Annotated in this window: 22 protein-coding genes and 1 pseudogene; 20 read left to right on the forward strand and 3 right to left on the reverse strand. The window is 35.0% G+C overall.

The features are described from left to right. Positions 1-132: 132 nt before the first annotated feature. From ACTQZM_RS07330 to ACTQZM_RS07340, 3 genes are all read left to right on the forward strand, one after another. Positions 133-1,773 carry a putative polysaccharide biosynthesis protein gene (locus ACTQZM_RS07330; protein ID WP_441653356.1) on the forward strand — a complete coding sequence of 547 codons (1,641 nt, stop codon included), beginning with the start codon at positions 133-135 and terminating at the stop codon, positions 1,771-1,773. Between the two features lie 12 nt (positions 1,774-1,785). Then, complete coding sequence (locus tag ACTQZM_RS07335; RefSeq protein WP_047334356.1) at positions 1,786-2,505, forward strand: pseudouridine synthase; 720 nt, start codon at positions 1,786-1,788, stop codon at positions 2,503-2,505. Between the two features lie 105 nt (positions 2,506-2,610). Then, positions 2,611-3,621 carry a peptidoglycan DD-metalloendopeptidase family protein gene (locus ACTQZM_RS07340; protein WP_441653357.1) on the forward strand — a complete coding sequence of 337 codons (1,011 nt, stop codon included), beginning with the start codon at positions 2,611-2,613 and terminating at the stop codon, positions 3,619-3,621. Between the two features lie 58 nt (positions 3,622-3,679). On the opposite strand, the gene ACTQZM_RS07345 is transcribed toward ACTQZM_RS07340, so the two are convergent. Then, complete coding sequence (locus tag ACTQZM_RS07345) at positions 3,680-4,441, reverse strand: DeoR/GlpR family DNA-binding transcription regulator (RefSeq protein WP_441653358.1); 762 nt, start codon at positions 4,439-4,441, stop codon at positions 3,680-3,682. Continuing rightward, entirely contained in the window at positions 4,428-5,192 is a 765-nt protein-coding gene (locus ACTQZM_RS07350) for a hypothetical protein (RefSeq protein WP_441653359.1), read from the reverse strand. Before ACTQZM_RS07350 ends, ACTQZM_RS07345 begins: the two co-directional genes overlap by 14 nt. 169 nt (positions 5,193-5,361) lie before the next feature. On the opposite strand from ACTQZM_RS07350, the gene ulaG reads away from it, so the two are divergent. The 10 genes and pseudogenes from ulaG to ACTQZM_RS07400 all read left to right on the forward strand — a co-directional run bounded on the left by ulaG (position 5,362) and on the right by ACTQZM_RS07400 (position 12,314). Then, the gene (gene ulaG / locus ACTQZM_RS07355; RefSeq protein ID WP_113827244.1) at positions 5,362-6,429 is read left to right on the forward strand and encodes an L-ascorbate 6-phosphate lactonase; all 1,068 of its coding nucleotides are present in this window, start codon (positions 5,362-5,364) and stop codon (positions 6,427-6,429) included. An 18-nt stretch (positions 6,430-6,447) separates the two neighbouring features. After that, positions 6,448-6,906: a PTS sugar transporter subunit IIA gene (locus tag ACTQZM_RS07360; RefSeq protein ID WP_016250816.1), complete on the forward strand. Its 459-nt coding sequence runs from the start codon at positions 6,448-6,450 to the stop codon at positions 6,904-6,906. 20 nt (positions 6,907-6,926) lie between these two features. Further along, on the forward strand, positions 6,927-8,402 hold the full coding sequence (locus tag ACTQZM_RS07365) for a PTS ascorbate transporter subunit IIC (protein ID WP_016250817.1): 1,476 nt from the start codon (positions 6,927-6,929) through the stop codon (positions 8,400-8,402). A gap of 80 nt (positions 8,403-8,482) precedes the next feature. After that, entirely contained in the window at positions 8,483-8,785 is a 303-nt protein-coding gene (locus ACTQZM_RS07370) for a PTS sugar transporter subunit IIB (RefSeq protein ID WP_016250818.1), read from the forward strand. A gap of 65 nt (positions 8,786-8,850) precedes the next feature. Then, complete coding sequence (locus ACTQZM_RS07375) at positions 8,851-9,492, forward strand: 3-keto-L-gulonate-6-phosphate decarboxylase UlaD (protein ID WP_016250819.1); 642 nt, start codon at positions 8,851-8,853, stop codon at positions 9,490-9,492. A 1-nt stretch (position 9,493) separates the two neighbouring features. Next, a complete protein-coding gene (locus ACTQZM_RS07380) occupies positions 9,494-10,351 on the forward strand; it encodes an L-ribulose-5-phosphate 3-epimerase (protein WP_248621659.1) in 858 nt (285 codons plus the stop codon). Then, positions 10,344-11,057, forward strand: coding sequence for an L-ribulose-5-phosphate 4-epimerase (locus ACTQZM_RS07385; RefSeq protein WP_168931257.1), 714 nt, complete (start codon positions 10,344-10,346; stop codon positions 11,055-11,057). The genes ACTQZM_RS07380 and ACTQZM_RS07385 overlap by 8 nt, the downstream gene beginning before the upstream one ends. Before the next feature lie 133 nt (positions 11,058-11,190). Beyond that, on the forward strand, positions 11,191-11,568 hold the full coding sequence (locus tag ACTQZM_RS07390; RefSeq protein ID WP_441653360.1) for a phage holin family protein: 378 nt from the start codon (positions 11,191-11,193) through the stop codon (positions 11,566-11,568). 11 nt (positions 11,569-11,579) lie between these two features. Then, positions 11,580-12,005, forward strand: a pseudogene (locus tag ACTQZM_RS07395) (peptidoglycan amidohydrolase family protein); the annotation flags it as partial. Continuing rightward, positions 11,979-12,314 (forward strand): SH3 domain-containing protein, encoded by a 336-nt coding sequence (locus ACTQZM_RS07400; protein WP_441653361.1) that lies wholly within the window; start codon positions 11,979-11,981, stop codon positions 12,312-12,314. The pseudogene ACTQZM_RS07395 and the gene ACTQZM_RS07400, both read left to right, overlap by 27 nt. A 138-nt stretch (positions 12,315-12,452) precedes the next feature. On the opposite strand, the gene ACTQZM_RS07405 is transcribed toward ACTQZM_RS07400, so the two are convergent. Then, positions 12,453-13,316: an RluA family pseudouridine synthase gene (locus ACTQZM_RS07405; protein WP_047341893.1), complete on the reverse strand. Its 864-nt coding sequence runs from the start codon at positions 13,314-13,316 to the stop codon at positions 12,453-12,455. A gap of 128 nt (positions 13,317-13,444) precedes the next feature. Between ACTQZM_RS07405 and ACTQZM_RS07410 the strand changes: the two genes are divergently transcribed. The 7 genes from ACTQZM_RS07410 (at position 13,445) to ACTQZM_RS07440 (ending at position 19,965) form a co-directional block, all read left to right on the forward strand. Next, the gene (locus ACTQZM_RS07410; RefSeq protein ID WP_047341892.1) at positions 13,445-15,595 is read left to right on the forward strand and encodes a PBP1A family penicillin-binding protein; all 2,151 of its coding nucleotides are present in this window, start codon (positions 13,445-13,447) and stop codon (positions 15,593-15,595) included. A 72-nt stretch (positions 15,596-15,667) separates the two neighbouring features. Next, positions 15,668-16,006, forward strand: a complete 339-nt coding sequence (locus tag ACTQZM_RS07415; protein ID WP_016250826.1) for a YlbF family regulator — start codon at positions 15,668-15,670, stop codon at positions 16,004-16,006. A gap of 81 nt (positions 16,007-16,087) precedes the next feature. Next, positions 16,088-16,771, forward strand: coding sequence for an alpha/beta hydrolase (locus ACTQZM_RS07420; protein WP_235426197.1), 684 nt, complete (start codon positions 16,088-16,090; stop codon positions 16,769-16,771). Between the two features lie 122 nt (positions 16,772-16,893). Beyond that, positions 16,894-17,190 carry a bacteriocin immunity protein gene (locus tag ACTQZM_RS07425; RefSeq protein ID WP_047341891.1) on the forward strand — a complete coding sequence of 99 codons (297 nt, stop codon included), beginning with the start codon at positions 16,894-16,896 and terminating at the stop codon, positions 17,188-17,190. A gap of 551 nt (positions 17,191-17,741) precedes the next feature. Further along, a complete protein-coding gene (locus tag ACTQZM_RS07430) occupies positions 17,742-17,888 on the forward strand; it encodes a hypothetical protein (RefSeq protein WP_160298581.1) in 147 nt (48 codons plus the stop codon). Between the two features lie 623 nt (positions 17,889-18,511). After that, complete coding sequence (locus tag ACTQZM_RS07435; RefSeq protein ID WP_235426196.1) at positions 18,512-19,249, forward strand: sensor histidine kinase; 738 nt, start codon at positions 18,512-18,514, stop codon at positions 19,247-19,249. Beyond that, a complete protein-coding gene (locus ACTQZM_RS07440) occupies positions 19,246-19,965 on the forward strand; it encodes a LytR/AlgR family response regulator transcription factor (RefSeq protein WP_047341889.1) in 720 nt (239 codons plus the stop codon). The genes ACTQZM_RS07435 and ACTQZM_RS07440 overlap by 4 nt, the downstream gene beginning before the upstream one ends. The last annotated feature ends 285 nt before the right edge of the window (positions 19,966-20,250 follow it).

Consider the following 20,250-nt stretch of genomic DNA (forward strand, 5'->3'; position numbering starts at 1 on the left):
TGCCAGTTCTCGGTTCTCTTTGTATGCACGTTACAATTGTAGGAAAATTAACAAAGTTGGCTTGCAAGTTGCAAAATTTATGATTAAAATAAGACGGTAAGACAAAATTTTTAGAATGTAAGAGGATTATCAATGTCAGAACAACTTAATCAACAAGCCTCTTTAACCAATGAGGAAAAAATGGCGCGTGGATCAGCCTGGATGACGCTAGGTAATGTCGGTTCACGCTTAATCGGTGTTATATATATATTACCATGGTATTACTGGATGGGAAGTCATGGACGAGAAGCAAATGCCTTATTTAATATGGGGTATAATGTCTATGCGTTATTTTTAATGATTTCAACGGCAGGAATTCCAGCTGCTATCGCTAAACAAGTCGCTTACTATAATTCCAAACAACAATATGAATTAAGTCATCGTTTATTTAAAAAAGCGTTGATATTTATGGGAATTGTCGGCTTAATCAGTGCTGGAATCATGTATATCGCCTCACCAGCACTAGCAAGGATGTCTGGTGGTGGCGCAGAGTTAATTCCAATTATGCGTTCGTTAAGTGCCGCCATTTTGATTTTCCCTTGTATGAGTGTGATTCGTGGCTTTTTCCAAGGAAATCAAGATATGCGACCTTATGCTGTTTCACAATTAGCAGAACAAGTCATTCGCGTCTTTTACATGCTATTAGCGACTTTCATTATCATTAAAGTGATGCACGGCGATTATTTAAAAGCAGTCGAACAATCAACTTTTGCGGCTTTTATTGGGGCGATTGCTTCGATGGCGGCTTTGATATACTTCTGGAAAAAGGCGGAAGTTCAATTTGAGGTCCAAAAAGAAGTTAGCCTACCTGGTGAATTGCTCGATACGAAAGCTTTAATCATTGATACTATTCGTCAGGCTATTCCTTTTACAATTGTTGGTGCAGGAACGACCATTTATAAATTAGTCGACCAAATGACCTATGTACATATGATGCAGTCATTTACGAAATTCACCAAGGATGAATTAGTGGCACAAATGGCCGTATTTGGTGGGAACCCTGATAAGTTAACCATGGTTGTGATTGGTTTGGCTACTTCAATGGCGTTTACGAGCTTACCTTTAGTGACTGAAGCAGTAACGCAAGGAAAACACCGCGATTTAGCTCGTTTAATTAACAATAATTTCCAACTCTATGCTTTATTAATGTTTCCAGCGACTTTTGGGATGATTTTGCTAGCATATCCATTGAATACCTTCTTTTATGAACCGGATAAACTAGCAGCTAAAGTCTTGATAGAAGCCTGTCTATCTGGATTGTTTGTGGGCTTATTTATGCTTACTTCCTCTACTTTACAGGGAATGTATTACAATAAGGCAGCGGTAAAATTCTTTGCAGTAGGGATTGTCATTAAATTTATTTTGCAATATCCATGTATTTTATTATTCCAAATTTATGGTCCATTACTTTCAACAACGATTGGAATGGCCGTCTCATGTTATCTAAATATCCGTCAGTTGCAACAAGCGACAAAGTTTAATTATAAATTAACCTTGAGACGCATTTTATTAATTACTATTTTAACAGTGATGATGCTGTTAGCTGCAGCGATTGCAAAAGTTGTCTTCGGTCTTATTTTCAGTCCTGAACATAAGATGTCAGCCTTTTTACTATGTATTCCGGTTGCAGCAGTCGGAGGGGCGGTTTACTTGTACTTGATTTTGAAAGTTGGCATTGCTGAGAGATTATTAGGTTCAAGTATGACTCGCTTGCGGAAAAAACTAAAAATTTAGTATGGTGATTTCATGCGTTTAGATAAGTATTTAGCAGATATGCAAATCGGCTCTAGAAAAGAAGTCAAAGTATTTATCAAAAAAGGTTTCGTTACTGTCAATGGTACGGTGATTAAGTCGGATAAATACCAAGTCGATGAAAAAGTAGATGAAGTGACATTTGATGGAGAAGTGATTGGCTATCAAAAAGAATTTTATTACCTTTTAAATAAACCACAAGGCGTCATTTCAGCGACGATTGATGATTATGAAGAAACAGTATTAGATTTATTTAGCGATGAAGATTATCGGGAAGATTTATTTCCGGTGGGGCGTTTAGATAAAGATACGGAAGGTTTGTTAGTGATTACGAATGATGGTGCGTTATCTCATCGTTTGCTTTCTCCTAAGCGTCATGTGCCCAAAGAATACTATGTGCAAGTGAGCGGGTGTCTAACAAAAGAAGATCAAGCAAAGATGGCAGCTGGATTAAAGATTGATGGTGGGGAAATCTGTTTGCCTGCCGAATTAAAAATTTTAACGGTCGATGAAAGTGAGCAAACCTCCACGGCACAGCTTATTTTACATGAAGGTAAATTTCATCAAGTCAAACGGATGATGCAAGCATGTGGCAAAACGGTGACTTATTTGCAAAGAATTCGTATGGGAAATCTAACTTTACCAGAAAATCTTGCGTTAGGTGAATATCGAGCGTTAACTGCTGAAGAATTAGATTTATTACAACAAAAATAGACAAAATGAGAGCCATGTAAAGATAGACCTTTGCATAGCTCTTGATTTTTGAGGTTAAGGATTTATAATTATAGTTACGTTATTGAAAAAATGGGAGATGAGTTTTTGAAATTTAACAAAATAGCGCCCTTAGTTGTAGGAGCAGGTTTCTTTTTATGGGGGAGTCCTGTTCATGCAAGTGAGATTGAACAACAAATGAAGCAAAATCAAGACCAATTAAATCAAGTGCATCAACAAACACAGACTTTTTTATCACAGATTGAACATTATCTTCAAGAAATGAATGAGAATAAGACAAAAGAAGAAGATTTTGAAAAAGCTGTCTTGAAAGAAAAGGACATTTATCAAAAGAAAGAACAAGAAATCGAAAAATTACAGCATAAGTACAATCGTCTATCTAAATCAAATGATGAAATTTTAACACCAAAAGAATTGGAAAAGAAAACCAATCAGTTAATTAATTTAAAAGATAAGATTCGCTTCTTGGATAAAAAAGCTGAAAAATATCCGAAAATCATTGAAGACCTTGAATCAAAGGTTACTTATTACCAACAAAAGCGCGTAACTTGCGAGTCCCAACAAGCCATTTTAACAGCTAAAGTGAGAGACTTGAGTGCACAGTCAAATAAATTGCAAGCAGATTTAAAAGTTCTTCAACAGAAAAAAGTAGAAGAGGACAAAAAGAAAGCAAAAGAAGCCGAAGCCAAAGTGACTGGTTTTGCTTCTCCATTAGAAACGCGTCTAGTCGTATCTAGTGGGTTTGGGGGCCGCCCTGATCCAAATGGTAAGTCTGGTACACAGCATGATGGAATTGATTTACCTGGAAGTCTCAATCAAAATATATTAGCTGCTCGTGCTGGTCAAGTTGTGACAACTGGTAGTCATCCAAGCGCAGGGAATTATATCATTGTCAAACACGATAATGGTTTTTATAGCTATTATTTGCATTTAAATCAAATTTTAGTGAAGTCAGGAGATAATGTTGCCCTAGGTCAAGTCATTGGTAAAATGGGTACGACCGGAAATTCAACGGTTGTCCATCTTCACTTTGGGCTAGCTAAAACACCAAATTGGCAAGGGTTCGTGGATCCTGCGTATGCCTTGAGATTGAAATAAAATAATAAAAAGCGTATTTCAAAGGAGAGCTTGTCTCAATGAAATACGCTTTTATTAGTTAGATTTGCACTTGAATAACTTGTACCCCAGATTTTTCCAGAGTAGTAAGAATTCTCTCGTCAGCATAGGAGTCGGTGATTAATATATCAATATCCTCGATTTTTCCAATGGTAAAGTTTGCTTGATGCCCAATTTTACGGTAGTCACAAACAACAATTAATGTGCTAGAGTTTTCGATAATTTTCTGATTGATTTTAGATTCATGAAAGACAGAGGTGGTAATTCCAGTTGTTAAATCTACCCCATCACAACCAATAATACTCACATCAGATCTAGCATGAGCAAAAGAATCGACAGCGATATCTCCTGTTAAGGCTTTTTTTGAGTAACGAATTTCACCACCACTTAAGATGATTGAAGAGTCAGGATGGTGTTGAATATCGGCGACTGCTAAATTATTTGTCATCAAAATGATGCTTGTATCTTGCAAAAATTGTAGGGATGCTGTAGCTGTGGAACTAGTGTTGATAAATAAAGTATCTCCATCTTCTACATGCCTGGATGCCTCTTTAGCAATACTTAGCTTGATTTGTTCAAGAGGATCATTTTTTTGTCCCTCTACTTCTTGAAAAATTTCTACATAGCCAAAAGGTTGGATAATTTGTCCCATTTCAGATAACTTTGCACAATCTCTGCGAATAGTCATCTCAGAAACATTAAAATATTTACTTAAATCTTTTATTTCTGTTCTTCCATTTTCTTTCAAATAATGTAGGATTTCTTCTCTTCTTTGCCTGATTTCTTCATTAGAACGCTTCATTTTCTTCACCTTCAGTTAGTTTACGTAAAGTTTTAGTATATTTTTTTATCAAAGTTGTGTTATCAATTTTTTTAGCAGATTTTATTATTATTTGATAATGAATTATTATTTCTCTAGTGTTAAAATAATTGATATCGATATTTTCTAGGGTTTGTATTCCTTTTTGGTTTCTGCCATTTAAAATATAATGGATTCCCTCGATTTGTGAAAAAGAAAATAAAGGGGATAGATTTTTTTGTTTTGTAGATTGAAATTGTTTCAGTTTATCTATCATCATTAATGCTTTATCACTTTCATCAAGAAAATAGTAGCACAAAAGTTGATAGTAGTAAAAAATAAATAGATAGTCTAATTTCGCTTTAAAAAATCTTTCATTAGTAATTAGATGCTTTAAACATTTGTCGTATTTTTGTTGATCAAACAGGCACAACGTATAAAATAATATGAATGAACCTTTAAAACCATGAAAGATATCCAATTTCTGAAGTTTATTTTGATATTGTTTAGCCAGTGTTGGGTTTATGTCTTGTGTTTGAGAGATAATCATTTTTTGATAAAGTTTCTTCAAGTACTCATAATAAGTTGCCCCGATTAATATGAAAATTCCTACTATAAAGAAAAATATTTTTCCACTCATTGATGGTGCTTTTATGATTGTGAATGCTAAATATAATGCAAAAATAGCAATTGCGCCCCAAATATAGTATTGTTTAACAAATAATATGAGATATTTACCTGTGTTTTTGTTCATCTTCCTCACCTCATCTCAATATTAACATATAAAGCGCTTTATTACCATAAAATATTGATAGGTTAACATAAAATATTCTAAATTAACATATATTATGTTTGTAAACGAATACAAAAATACTATAATGAGAGTGTAAAGAAAAATAAATGATGTTTCGGAGGAATGTATCATGGCAAATAACGTAAATGAAGTAACAAAAGAAAGTTGGATTCTATCTACATTTCCAGAGTGGGGAACTTATTTAAATGAAGAAATAGCAGATACTAAAGTTGCAGAAGGAACTGTTGCTATGTGGTGGCTTGGTTGTACCGGGATTTGGTTAAAGTCACATGAAGGAACCAACATTTTATGTGATTTATGGTGCGGAACAGGTAAACGTACCCATGGGAATGGTTTGATGAAACAAGGTCACCAAATGATGAGAATGAGCGGTGTGAAGAAATTACAGCCAAACCTTCGTACTCAGCCATTTGTTATAGATCCATTCGAAGTGAAAGATGTAGATGCTTTAGTTGTTACACATATTCACTCTGATCACTTAGATATTAATACGGCCGCTGCAGTTCACAAAAATTGTCCAAACGCCAAATTTATTGGACCACAAGAAGTAGTTAATACATGGTTAGGTTGGGGAATTCCTGAAGAAAAGACAATCGTGGTTCACCCTAAAGACGAAGTGAAGATTAAAGATGTAACAATTGTTGCTTTGGAAGCGTTTGACCGTACTGCTTTAGTAACATGTAGTGATCCAAATATTAGCTTAAAAGGTAAGATGCCTCAAGATATGGATGAAATTGCAGTAAACTATCTATTCAAAACATCTGGTGGAAACATTTATCATGCTGGAGATTCACATTATTCAAATCTTTTTGCAAAACACGGTAATGAATACGAAATTGATGTTTGCTTAGGTGCTTATGGTGAAAACCCTCGAGGAATTACAGATAAAGTCACTTCAGTAGATATGTTAAGAATGGCTGAATCATTAAATGCAAAAGTGGTGATTCCAGTTCATTATGATATCTGGTCAAACTTTATGGCAGATCCAAAAGAAATTACCGAAATTTGGAAATTCAAAAAAGATCGTTTGCAATATCAATTTAAACCATATATTTGGCAAGTGGGCGGTAAATTTGTCTATCCAACCAATAAAGATGACATGGAATTTAATTTTGATCGTGGCTTCTCAGATTGCTTCGTTCAAGAAAATGATACTCCATTCCCATCATTCTTATAATTGAAAGGGCTGTTAGCAATGTTGAAATACTTTTATGATAACCAACTAATTAATATCACGGAAAAACATCCAAAAAATTGGGAAGAAGCGATTGAAATCAGTGGTGAAGTCTTAAAAGAAAAAGGCTTAATTACAGATGAATATATTCAATCAGTTATTCGTGATGTTCATGAGTACGGACCATATATAGTGATTATTCCTAATGTAGCCATGCCTCACTCATCTGCTAACAATCAAGGCGTATTAGGTACTGGAATTGGTTTTACCATTCTTCCAGAAAAAGTTTATTTTGAAGAAGGCAATGAAGAAAAGCAGGCCAAGCTTTTCTTCACACTTGCCGCTAAAAATGGGGAAGAACATATGCAAAATATCGCTAATCTTTCAGAAATGTTAATGACAGATGGCTTAGTCGATGATTTGTTAACGATTCAAACCATGGATGATTACCTGGCAATAATGAAAAAATATAATATTTAAATTCGAGGAGGAATCCGAAAATGGAAAAAATTGGCGATATCTTACTAGTCATTTGGTCTTATTTTGCAAAGAACATTTTGACACAACCAGCATTTTTAATCGGGTTGATTGTATTTGTGGGTTATGTGCTTTTAAAACGACCACTATATGAATCAATTTCAGGTTTCTTAAAAGCAACAGTTGGTTATCTTATTTTAACTGTTGGTTCTGGCGGCTTGGTTAATAATTTCCGTCCGATTTTAGTAGGTTTGAAAGATCGTTTTCAATTGCATGCGATGGTAACTGACCCATATTTTGGACAAAATGCGGTCACTGAAGGAATTGAAAAAACTTTTGGACGTACATTTGGTGATACAATGCTCTTATTGCTCATTGCATTTATCTTTAATATTCTATTAGTTCGTTTTAGAAAATACACCAAATTACGTGCAGTCTTCACAACCGGTAACGTTCAAGTACAACAAGCAGCCACAGCATTCTGGTTATTGCTATTTTGTTTCCCACAACTTGGTCGAATTGAAGTATTATTAGTTATGGGCTTAATTTTAGGTTGCTACTGGGCTGTGGGCTCTAATTTGACAGTAGATATTTGCCAAGACTTAACAGAAGGTGCAGGATTTGCCGTTGCTCACCAACAAATGTTTGGTATTTATTTATTTGCTAAGTTATCTGAACGCTTCAAAAAGAATAAATCTAATAAACGTTTAGAAGATATTGAGTTACCAGGATTTTTATCAATGTTCAATGAAAATATGGTAGCAACTTCAATCTTAATGCTTTTATTCTTCGGTATTATTTTATTAGTTTTGGGTCAAGATTACTTGCTTAAAGCAGGATTCATGCAACCAGGTCAAAGTTTCTTATTCTATATTTTACAAACTTCATTAATGTTTGCGGTTTACTTAGCTATCTTACAATTGGGGGTACGTACCTTCGTTGCTGAATTAACAGATTCATTTAATGGTATTTCAAACACATTGTTGCCAGGTGCGGTTCCAGGTATTGATATTGCAGCAACCTTTGCTTTTGGTTCTTCAAATGCAGTTACTGTAGGATTCTTATTTGGTGCATTAGGACAATTTGTGATGATTATGCTACTTATCTTATTGAAATCACCAACGATTGTCGTTGCAGGATTTATCCCATTATTCTTTGACAACGCCGCTATTGCAGTATTTTCTAATAACCGCGGTGGTATCAAGGCAGCGATGATCTTCCCATTCATTTCTGGTTTAATTCAAGTCGGAGGGTCGGCATTAATTGCTTCATGGGTTGGTTTAGCACAATTTGGTGGTTATATCGGTATGTTTGACTGGGCAACTGTATGGCCAGGAATTACGGTAGCGATGAAGTTCTTAGGATTTATCGGTGTGGCTTTAGTCGTTGTCTTACTATTAGCGATTCCACAATTACAATATCGTGCAGATCCTAAAGGTTACTTCTTAATTGTAGATGATTATGATGCTTATTTAGAATATAAAGCACAAAAAGCGTAAATGTTAATAACTGGGGGATAGCTCATAATCCCCCTTGAGATGAAATTTTAATAGCGTCAAGCGAAAGGAAGGAATATAAAATGCGAGTATTAGTATCATGTGCAAATGGTTCAGGAACAAGTTTAATGATGATGAGAAGTGTGGAAAAAGCACTTAAGGCAGAAGGATTTAAAATTACCAATATTCATCACTGTGCAATTGCAGAAGGAAAAAGTACAGCTAAAAACTATGATGTAGTCTTTACACCAATGAATTTTGTAAACATGTTTGATCATGCAAAAGAAAAAGGTGTAACAGTTATCGGTGTTAAGAATGTAATGTCACCAAAAGAAATTACAGACCGAGTAAGAGAAACGGATTTAGCTGCTAGATTTATCAAATAATTGCCGAATCATCAAGTGAGGATTTTCCTTGCTTGATGATTTTCAAAAGAAACGAGGAATAAGAAATGACAAGACCAAATTTACAGATTGCATGCGATCATTCAGATTTACCAAGCGCTTTAGCTGATATTAAAAATGTTGGCGATGTAGTAGATATTATCGAAGCTGGAACAATTCTTTTGTTACAAACTGGCGATACAACGATTAAAAGTTTTAGAGCGTTATTTCCTGATAAAAAGATTGTAGCCGACACGAAATGTGCAGATGCGGGAACGACCGTAGCAAGAAACTGTGCAAATGCCGGGGCCGATTGGATGACAGTCATTTGTGCAGCAACCATCCCAACGATGAAAGCGGCTGCAAAAGAAATCTCTGAAGTACAAGTAGAATTATATGGAGACTGGACTTATGAACAAGCCCAACAATGGTTAGATGCTGGAATTAGTCAAGCAATCTATCATCAAAGTCGCGATGCCTTACTTGCAGGTGAAACTTGGGGTGAAAAAGATTTAACCAAAGTCAAAAAATTAATTGATATGGGATTTAGAGTATCTGTCACAGGTGGTTTAAATGTGGATACATTGAAATTATTTGAAGGTATTGATGTTTATACCTTTATTACAGGCCGTGGCATTACTGCAGCAGAAAATCCACGTCAAGCAGCACTAGATTTTATGGCTGAGATTAAACGCATTTGGGGTGAGTAATATGGGGCTTTTAGGAATCTATGAAAAAGCACTCCCTAAAGGAATTACTTGGCGCAAACGATTAATGATGGCGAAAGAGTTAGGTTTTGACTTTGTTGAAATATCCATTGACGAAACAGATGAACGCTTATCTCGTCTAGATTGGACGCAAGACGAAAGAGCAGAAGTACGCCAGGCTATTTTCGATACACAAATCCCGATTTTATCTATGTGTTTAAGTGGCCATCGTCGTTTTCCTTTTGGCTCACATGATGAAAAAATTCGCCGAGAAGCAATGATTATTATGGAAAAAGCCATTCAATTAGCTTTGGATTTAGGTATTCGCAGTATCCAACTAGCAGGATATGATGTTTATTATGAAGAGAAAGATGTTACGACGAGAGCTTACTTTTTAGAGAATTTACAAAAAGCCGTTTCGCTTGCCTCGGCAAAAGGAATAGTTTTATCGATTGAAATTATGGACGATCCATTTATTTCTTCTATTTCTAAATTTTTAAAGATTAAATCCCAAGTACCGTCTCCTTATTTACAAGTATATCCTGATTTAGGAAATCTTTCTGCTTGGGGTGAAAATGATGTAGCGCATGAACTAGAAATTGGCTTTAGTCATATCAATCAAATTCATTTAAAAGACACTTTGGCAGTAACAAAAGACTTCCCTGGTAAATTTAAGGAAGTCCCATTTGGAGAAGGCTGTGTAGATTTTGTCGGATGCTTTAGAACTTTGAAACAATTAAATTATAACGGTCCAATGGTAATCGAAATGTGGAGCGAAACAAGTGAACATCCAGCAGAAGAAATCAAGAAAGCAAAATTGTTTATCTTAGGAAAAATGCAGGAGGCCCAATATCATGGATAGAGAAAAAGTAATTCAAGAAATGAAAGAACGCGTTTTTTATGCCAATGAGCAATTGCCAAAAGAAGGATTAATAAAATTAACTTGGGGAAATGTCAGCGAGATTAATCGCGAATTAGGTGTCATCGTCATTAAACCAAGTGGCGTTGATTATGCAAAAATGAAAATGGACGATATGGTAGTGACTGATTTACAAGGAAATTTATTAGAAAAGGATAGTTTACGTCCATCTTCTGACTTACCTACACATGTTGTATTATATCGTGAATTTCCAACAGTTGGTGCGATTGTTCATACACATTCTGTTCATTCGGTTCAATGGGCCCAAGCAAAACGTGATATTCCTGCTTATGGTACAACGCATGCGGATACTTTCTATGGCAATGTTCCTTGTACACGTGACTTAACAGAAGAGGAAATTAACCAACGCTATGAAGAGGCAACGGGTGATGTAATTGTTGAAACTTTTAAAGAAAGACAGTTAGATCCACTGGCTTGTCCGGCAGTTCTAGTGAGCGGTCATGGTCCATTTACCTGGGGAGAAAATGTCACTAAGGCTGTTCAAAATAGCATTGTATTAGATGAAGTAGCTAAAATGGCAACGGTTACTGAACAATTAAGTCCTAAAATTGCTAGAATTGACCAATATTTGTTGGATAAACATTATTATCGTAAACATGGAGCTAATGCGTACTATGGTCAAAACTAAAATTTTACAATCAGCTTATCTTTTTTAAGGTAAGTTGATTTTTTTTTTGACATTTAACTTACTTTCTTCGTTATTATAGATGACAACGTTGTTTAGTCTCATGATTGTTTAAAGGAAAGTAAGGGTGATAAATATGCAAATCATTTATTGGATGAAGCAGTTGATGGAGGATGATTATGGTCAGATTTTAGTATGGTTGATTTTTATTTTACTTTTAATGGGTGTGGATGTTATCACCGGGTTAATTCAAGCGAAAATCAATCGAAACATTAATAGTAAAAAAATTGGCGATGGTATTTTGAAAAAAGTTCAGATTTTACTGGTGTTAATTGTCATTGTGCCGCTAACCATTGTCTTGCCGAATGTAGTGAGTACAACGGTTATTATTGGTATTTATTTGCTAGAAACCTACAACGAATTAGTCTCTATCAATGAAAATCTCAAACATGCCGGGATTGATACTAATCTATTAGGTCCTATTACGAAATTGCTTGGAAAAGGGGATGATTAAAAATGATTGATATGGATACAGCTATCGATTACATGTATGGTTTGAGGGCAAAAAATATCCGTTACAGCATGGATTATTCGCGAACAGGGGCAGATGGTACGGGTGATTGTAGTGGGACGGTTTATGCGGCATTAAGAAAAGCAGGTGCCTCAGACGCTGGCTGAGTGGTAAATACGGACAGCATGCACGATTGGCTAATAAAAAATGGTTTTAGATTTATCTCACATAATAAAGAGTGGAACGCTAAAAGGGGAGACATTGTTATCTTTGGAGAAAAAGGCAAGTCAGGCGGCGTTGCAGGACATGTAGTGATTTTCATCAGCAACACCCAAATTATTCACTGTACATGGAAAAGTGATAGCGTTAATGGTGTGTTCATCGAAAATGAAGCGACTGCCTGTCCGTATCGCATGGGGTGGTATGTTTACCGTTTAGATCAAAAAACCTCATCCTTTCAACCTAAAATAAGCGCTCAAGTTTCAAAACCAGCTGCAGACATTCAGTGGATTTCGGAAAAATGGCACTTTATTACGAATATCCCTATCTATCTACGTACAGCGCCAACTGTTCAATCAGATAAAATCGCATTATTAGGTACGGGCTCATATATTCAGTATGATGCGTATGGTTACAAAGATGGCTATGTGTGGTTACGCCAGCCACGGGCGGATGGTACTTATGGTTATCTTGCAAGCGGGGAGTGTGTTGGTCATCGACGCACGAGCTATTGGGGTAGTTTTGACTAATCCTAGTGTTTCACTTATGGTATTCAGCGAACCTATTCTATATTACGGTATCAATAATCTAATTATACTAAATAACAAAAGTAAAGCTCTTTGTTTTATGCAACTTATACGTGCAACAAAGAGCTTTTTGCAATCATTTTAAAATAACTTTTCCTTAGAGGTGATCATCAATTTCTTCTTGGTAAATGGATGCGTTAGGTGCATTTGATAAGCATGAAGCATCAAACTTTTCGCACGGGAATGTTCATTATATAAAGGATCACCGACAATTGGATGTTGGATGCTTGCTAGGTGGACCCGAATTTGATGGGTACGACCAGTTTCTAGGATACAATAGATTTGCGACTGTTTTTTGTTTGCTTGATGTACTTGGACATGGGTAATGGCTTCTTGTCCATTGCGTTCATCGATGGTTCGTTTCCGACGATCATGGCGATGGCGACCAATTTTTTTGCGAATGGTCAGATCTTTATCCAGCCGTCCTTCAACAATTGCCTGATATTTACGAAAGATTTCCTTTTGTTCAAGTAAGCGTCCCAAAATTGGCAAAACAAACGGATTTTTCGCAAAAAGCACGAGTCCGCTTGTTTCTTTATCTAAGCGGTGTACGACATGGGGAAAAGCACCTTCTCCTTGTTGTGCTAGATAGGCCGCCACATCATTTTGTAAAGTGCCATTTTCGTTAGGTTGATTGGGATGGGTTTTGATACCGACTTTTTTATCCACTACAATCATATGTTCATCCTCATACAGTACCGTAACATTTTGCGCCTGACCAAGTTGGACTTTTTGATACTGGTAATCTTCCTCTTCTATAATTAATGTGAGCGTATCTAGAGGTTGGACCACTTGATGAAACATGGCTACCTCACCATTTAGTAAGACATTTTTACGCACTCTTAGAAAATGGCGGACTTTTCGTGGCACCAACCATTGCTCTTCTAAGACTTCGCGAATGGTGCAAGGAGTAAAATCTATCGGTAATTGAATATCATATTGCATAGGTATTCCTTTCCTACTTTGGGCTGATTTTTGAAAAACTTAAGCCTTTTGCAAACTATTTTTCATATATCAATGGTAAAATAGCTTTGACAAAATGGCAATGAAAAGTTTAATCGAAAGGAAATGTTATGGATTTTAAAACAATCGGATCTAAAATAAAGACAGGATTTTCTCGTTTTTGGACATGGTTTTCGCCTTATTGGCAGCAATTTTCGGCCTGGCGTAAACGTGTCTGGCGGAAATATCATATCAATAAAATTTTAATCTTGTTAGTAATGATTGCGACCTTAGCGGCAAGTGTTTATCTCTTTTTTGTGGCGAAGAGTACCAAAGTTTCGGAATTAGAAGCAGGGTTAAAGCAATCGACTATTATTTATGATTATAAAGGGGAAGAAGCAGGTCGTCTCCATTCACAAAAAGGAAATTATGTCGAGTTGTCACAGATTTCGCCTTATGTAGTAGATGCTTTGATTTCCACTGAGGACCGTCGTTTTTATCAGCACCATGGATTTGATATCAAGGGGATTGGTCGGGCGATGGTACGGATGGTCATTAATCGTTCAACTGAAGGCGGTGGCGGAAGTACGATTACCCAACAGCTAGCCAAAAATGCTTATTTAACGCTAGACCAAACGTTAAATCGGAAAGCAAAAGAAATATTTTTAGCCATTGAAATTGAGAAAAAATATTCAAAAGATGAAATTTTGACCATGTATTTGAATTCTTCCTATTTTGGTAATGGGGTATGGGGTATTCAGGATGCAGCGAAAAAATATTTTGGTGTCGATGCCAAAGATTTGAATTTGTCTGAAGCGGCTTGTCTAGTTGGTATGTTAAAAGGACCCTCGATTTATAATCCAATCGATCATTTGGAAAATGCTACGAATCGGCGTGATACGGTCTTAGAATTGATGGTAAGCAATCAAAAAATAAGTCAACAAGAAGCTACCCAAGCACAACAAGTTAATTTGGCTTCTCTTTTAAATGATACTTATACACAAAACCAAAGCGATTATGCTTATCCGTATTATTTTGACGCAGTAATTAACGAAGCCACGAATAAATATCATTTGAAATTACAAGATATTATGAAAAATGGCTACAAGATTTATACTTATCTCGATCCAAATTATCAACGCCAAATGCAGTCGGTTTACGAAGAAGATAGTTATTTTCCAGAAAATGCGCCAGATGGTACGATGGTTCAGTCAGCATCTGTGGCGATTAATCCTGATAATGGTGGGGTAGAAGCCGTTGTTGGGCGTAGAGGAGAGTACACCTTTTTGGGTTATAACTTTGCGACTCAAATGAAACGTTCGCCTGGTTCGACGATTAAACCATTAAGTGTCTATGCAGCGGCTTTAGAATCAGGCTACCATCCTGATAGTCTCTTAAAAGATGAGCCTTTAGACTTTTATGAAGCGAAAAACTATGATGGCACCTATGCTGGAGAAGTTCCAATGTATCAAGCTGTAGCCCAAAGTTTGAATTTACCAGCGGTTTGGTTATTACATGAAATCGGCTTAGATAAAGGATTCAAAAAAGCAAAGGAATTTGGTCTGTCATTGGACGATAAAGACCGATACTGGGGCTTGGCTTTAGGTGGCTTGCGTTATGGAGAGAGTCCGCTAACGATGGCAAGTGCCTACGCAACCTTTGCAAATGGGGGAACGTATTATGAAAGTCACTTTATCGCGAAAATTATCGATGCAACTGGGGCAGTGATTGTAGATAATACCGGTAAGAAAGGCACACGAGTGATTTCAGAAAGTACAGCCAATGAAATGACGAGTATGTTGTTAGGTGTCTTTTCTAATGGTACGGCCGTTAATGCACAACCTTATAATTATCAAGTAGCAGGCAAAACCGGAACGACGGAAACGAATTTTGATGCTAGCAAAGTCAATGACCAATGGATTGTCGGTTACACGCCTGATGTAGTGATTTCGACATGGTTGGGTTATGAAAAAACGACTACACAGCACTATCTAACTTCAACGAGTGGTCAAGGCGTGGGCCAAGTCTTTAAAGCTCAAGCCCAAGGGATTTTACCTTATACGAAAAATACTGCCTTTGCTGTAGTCGATGCTTATCAGACAGGTGGTAAAGTGATGAGTCCCGAAGAAGCACAAGACGCGAACCAACCATCGGTGAAAAAACAAGTCGATGATTTTGCTGCTCAAGCCAAAGAAGGATTGGAAACATTTGGTCAGAAAGTCAAAGAAGGCTTTAATAATCTATTTGGTGGCTTGGTAGAAAAAATACAAGGAAATAATTAAAATTCCTTCGTGCCTAAATGCCTTAGATATGTTACAATGAAAACGGAATTAAAAAACATTGGAGGATAAAAAATGATTAATATTTACGATACAGCGAATCAATTAGAACGTGAAATTCGCCAAACAGAACAATTTAAAGCATTGGAGCAAGCAGTTAAAGCTTTAAAAGAAAATAAAGCGTCTTATGATTTATTCAAAGAGTTCCAAGCCTTCCAACAATCGATGCAACAAAAAATGATGGCTGGTGAAGAATTATCAGATGCCGATGCACACAAAGCTGAAGATTTAACGACTAAGATGCAAGGCGATTCATTGGTTTCAGATGTTATGATGAAAGAACAAGCTTTTAGCCAATTAATCAATGAATTAAACCGCATTGTCTTAAAACCAGTGAATGATTTGTATCAATAAAATATTTTCCCACTAAAAAGAGCTAGCTGCCACGCTTAGTCTAATTTTAGTGGGATTTTTATATTCGGAGGAGGTTGTTTTGTGTCGAAACCAGATTTAGATGTATTATTTGTTTCACCATTGGGATGGAGTCGACATATTTGGGATAAAATTTGCCCATTGTTTGAGGAAAAAGAAGTGGCCTTTTTAGATTTTTTAGATCATTCTTATGAACAAGTGAATCTAGAAAAAATTGAAGAAAAACTATCCTATGAATTGTGTCGTTTGAAGCCCGATGGAATAGTAGTTGCTGCTTCTTTTGGGGTAGTGGTGGTAGGCCATTATTTGAGTACACATAATCAACAGTGTCATCAGCTTATATTAATTGACGGATTTGAAACATTGCCAACAAATGACGAACTTAATCAATTAGCCGATCAATTACCAACAAACCAATATGCCACTTTGCAAGATTACTATAATCGGATGCTTGAGGAAAATGAACAACAGGATATGAAGCTATTAAAAATTTTGAACCATAACTTGTCTTTTTATCAAGAAAGGTATCATACGAAATTAAGTAATGAGAATATGATTTCTTATCTTCGTTGCTATTTGAATTATTCAGTAAAAAATACTTTGGCTAAAATAAGGCAGCAAGTAAATCAACTTATAGTATATTCTAGCATAGCGTTACCAATACCTCATGAAAAAATTACACCAGATAATCATTTACTTATGTTAACTAATCCAGAAATATTAGCTAACCAAATAGCCAATCTTTAAGAATATCTAAAATCGATCACCGAAATATTTATACTTGATAAGTAGCGTTATATAATTTTCTTGTGAATCATTTATTTAATGCTAACGAGTTTGGTTAGCGGGTTGTTTTTGGAGGCGATATGATGTCTGATTTAAAATGGTATGCTGGTGGTGCAGAACGTAAGAAAGAAGCGATGAAATTAATTGAAAGCTTGATGGCAGAGTTACCGAATGAAGCCCATTTAGAGCCTTTGCGTAAGATGTTAGTTAGCTATCATGAAGAGTTGATGAAAGAACAGTCAGCTATTCCTTATATCTTAAGTCGTTTCAACATTGAAGTTTCGAAGGTTTTGCTTGATCATGGCATCACTTTATCAGAAAAACCAGCGGAACAATTGAAAGAATTAAGTCATTTATCAAATATTCGTTATGGTTATTAATTCATTCTCCTAATAGGCAAGGTTTAGGCGTTGGCTATTGGGAGTTTTTTTGTTAAGTTAGGTAAAAAAGTAGGGAAATTAGGTAAAAAAAAGGATAAAATGATGAATTTCGAATATAATAATTACACGTTGAGCTCAAACGAAAAAATAGTCGAATTATATGAAAAAAATCTACATTTATCTATATATAATACGGAAATAAAGTATTGCGAAATGGAAGTTTGAGATTAGTTATACTAGATATTTTAAAATTCTGTACTTAGTGAAAATGATTGTAATTTGATTTTGACTGGGATAGAATTACTTAAGAAAAGTATAAAGGAACATTTCTGAAAATTGAAAGTATCTAAATAGTACAACTATATATGGGAGTTTTGAAATATAATGCCCTTTTCAGAGTGAATTCTGATATTTTTGAAAAAAGAATTTAAATTAACAATAAGTTTATCTAATTTATATGTAAAAAATAATCAAAGTATAGACTTTTTAATTTCCAACATAAAGTGATAAAAAATTAGATTTTGTAAATTTTTATATGGAGGAAAAGGATTATGAAAAAGAAAGTTGAATTAAAAAAAACAATAAAAAATAATTTAACGAAAGAGTTAACAGATGAAGAATTGCTAAGAATAAGTGGTGGAGGTTCAATAATTGAAGGAATGAAAAAAATTATAAAGAGTAAAGGTAAGATATTTTGAATCTCGTTGGATATTCTGATATTATTTTAAAGTTTCTTTTTTTGGAAGTAGTAATGGCAATATCATGGCTGTTTATATTTCATTCTGTTTCAGCAAAACAATTATCTGTATTTAATTACTTAACTTTTTTGGGATTTTACATTTTTAACCTTCTCGTACTTTGTATGACTCCCTTTGTATATATTGGAGAGTTTTTATTTCCGTTTATACTAGTTATAATACAAGTACATATAATAAAAGATAACAAAGTTACAATAAAGGAAGCATTTTTTTCTAGTTTTTATAGTTTTGACTTGGGTTTCATCTTATTTTGGTTGTATAATCTAGTAATAAATACGTTATTATATTATTTGCTTGATGGTCAACGAATAACCACAATCTCTGTGGTACTTGCATCTATACTAACAGCATTTACACAAAAGATTCTCCAAACAACTATGAAGAAACATCTAGGTAAATATTACTTAGGAAAATTACGGAATACTACAGTTTTGTCAACTACTAATTTCATATTATGCTTTACTTATAGTGTATTGTTAATTAGCTATCTTTTTTCTTCAATAAATAGTAGTATTCATGTCGGAAAAATAATTAAGTATATTTTTATTATAGGTATACCTATTTTGATACTTTTATTACTATATATCACTTTCAAATCTCAACTTGCCGCCAAAGAAGAAATCAATCAGTTACAGAAAACTCAGTTAGATAATTTAGCGGTTTACACAGAAGAAATTGAGAAAATGTATCAGACTTTGCGGGGGTTTCGCCATGATTATCAAAATGTATTATTGAGTTTACAAGAAAGTATTGATAGTGAGGATATTGAGCAGATTAAGCAAGTCTATCAAGAGACTTTAGCTTCTGCTGATGTTCGTTTAGTCAGACAAATTGAGGCTACTAATGTCAATGAATTGGCGAATATTCATGATTCTGCAGTTAAGAGTGTGATGTTTTGGAAGGTTACACAGGCAAGAGATCGTAAAGTGGCTGTTGATGTTGAAATTAAAGAAGAAATACCTCGATTATCGATGTCTAGTTTACATTTTATTCGTATTTTCTCAATTTTAATGGATAATGCGATTGAGGAAGCTAAACGTACGGTTACTCCTAAAATTTCTATTGCCCTATTTGTAAATCAAGGAGATATTATTTTTATCGTAAGCAATAGCACATTGCTTACTTCAGTTAACATTAATCAACTAAAGAAACCGGGATATACAACTAAAGGAAAAAATCGGGGAATTGGATTGAGTAATGTAGATGAAATCTTAACTAAGTATAGTAATTGTTATCTTGAAACGGAGTTAGAGAATGGTGTGTTTACGCAAAGATTAGTGATGGAAGGAATAGAAGAGTGAAAGTATTCATATTAGAGGATAATCTGATGCAGCGCCGACGTTTAGTACGTATTATTGAAGAGTATGCGCTACGTAAAAAGATGACTATTGACGTCATTGATACAGCTAAAGTGAGTGAATTAATACAGAATATTGAATCTGAAAGTGCTGATCAGCTTTACTTTTTAGATATTGACATCAAAAATGAAAGCAAAAAAGGGTTAGAAATTGCTCAAGAAATACGAAAGCTAGATAATCGCGGTACAATTGTGTTTGTGACTACTCATTCCGAATTTGCTCCGATTACGTATAAGTACAAAGTAAGTGCATTAGATTTTATTGACAAAAGCGACCCCGAGATGATTAAACGAGTAGAGGAATCTATACAATATGTTTATGATAACTATGATGTTTCTGATGATGAAGATGATTTCATTCTTGTATTACCGAAAAGAACGATTAAACTACCCTATAAGGATATATATTACTTTGAGACAATAGCTAATCATCGCATTAAGCTTAACTCCAAAAATAGAATATTAGAATTTTATGGTAGCTTAAAAGAAATTGAAAAAATGGATGATCGGTTGTTTAGATGTCATAATAGTGTAGTGTTAAATTTGAATAATGTAATCGAGGTTAGTCGACAAGATAATTGCGTATATTTTGAAGCAGGCATTTCTTGTCCAGTAGCTAGAAAATACTTTAGAACTTTGCGTACAAAATTACTTAATTAATAACGAGTATCTTTTCTTGGTCAATAATGATGACTTAGAATGGATGCTCTTTTTTTATATTTGGCTCTTTGTCAAGTAGTGTTGTTGGCAATTAAGTCAATTGGAGAGAAAGTTATTTTATGAACGCTTTCTCTCTTTTTTTATTTTCTTTCTTCAATCGATGCTTATGTACTAACAGGTGGCTGAAGTGTGCAAGGGTGGACTTGTCCACTTGCGTAGCCCTTGCATAGCTGTTAAAGCCATCTGTTACAATGTGTGGGCGATTGAGGAAAGGTTTTAAGCAGT

The organism is Enterococcus cecorum (genome assembly GCF_052119425.1).
Taxonomy (GTDB): Bacteria; Bacillota; Bacilli; order Lactobacillales; family Enterococcaceae; genus Enterococcus_E; species Enterococcus_E cecorum_C.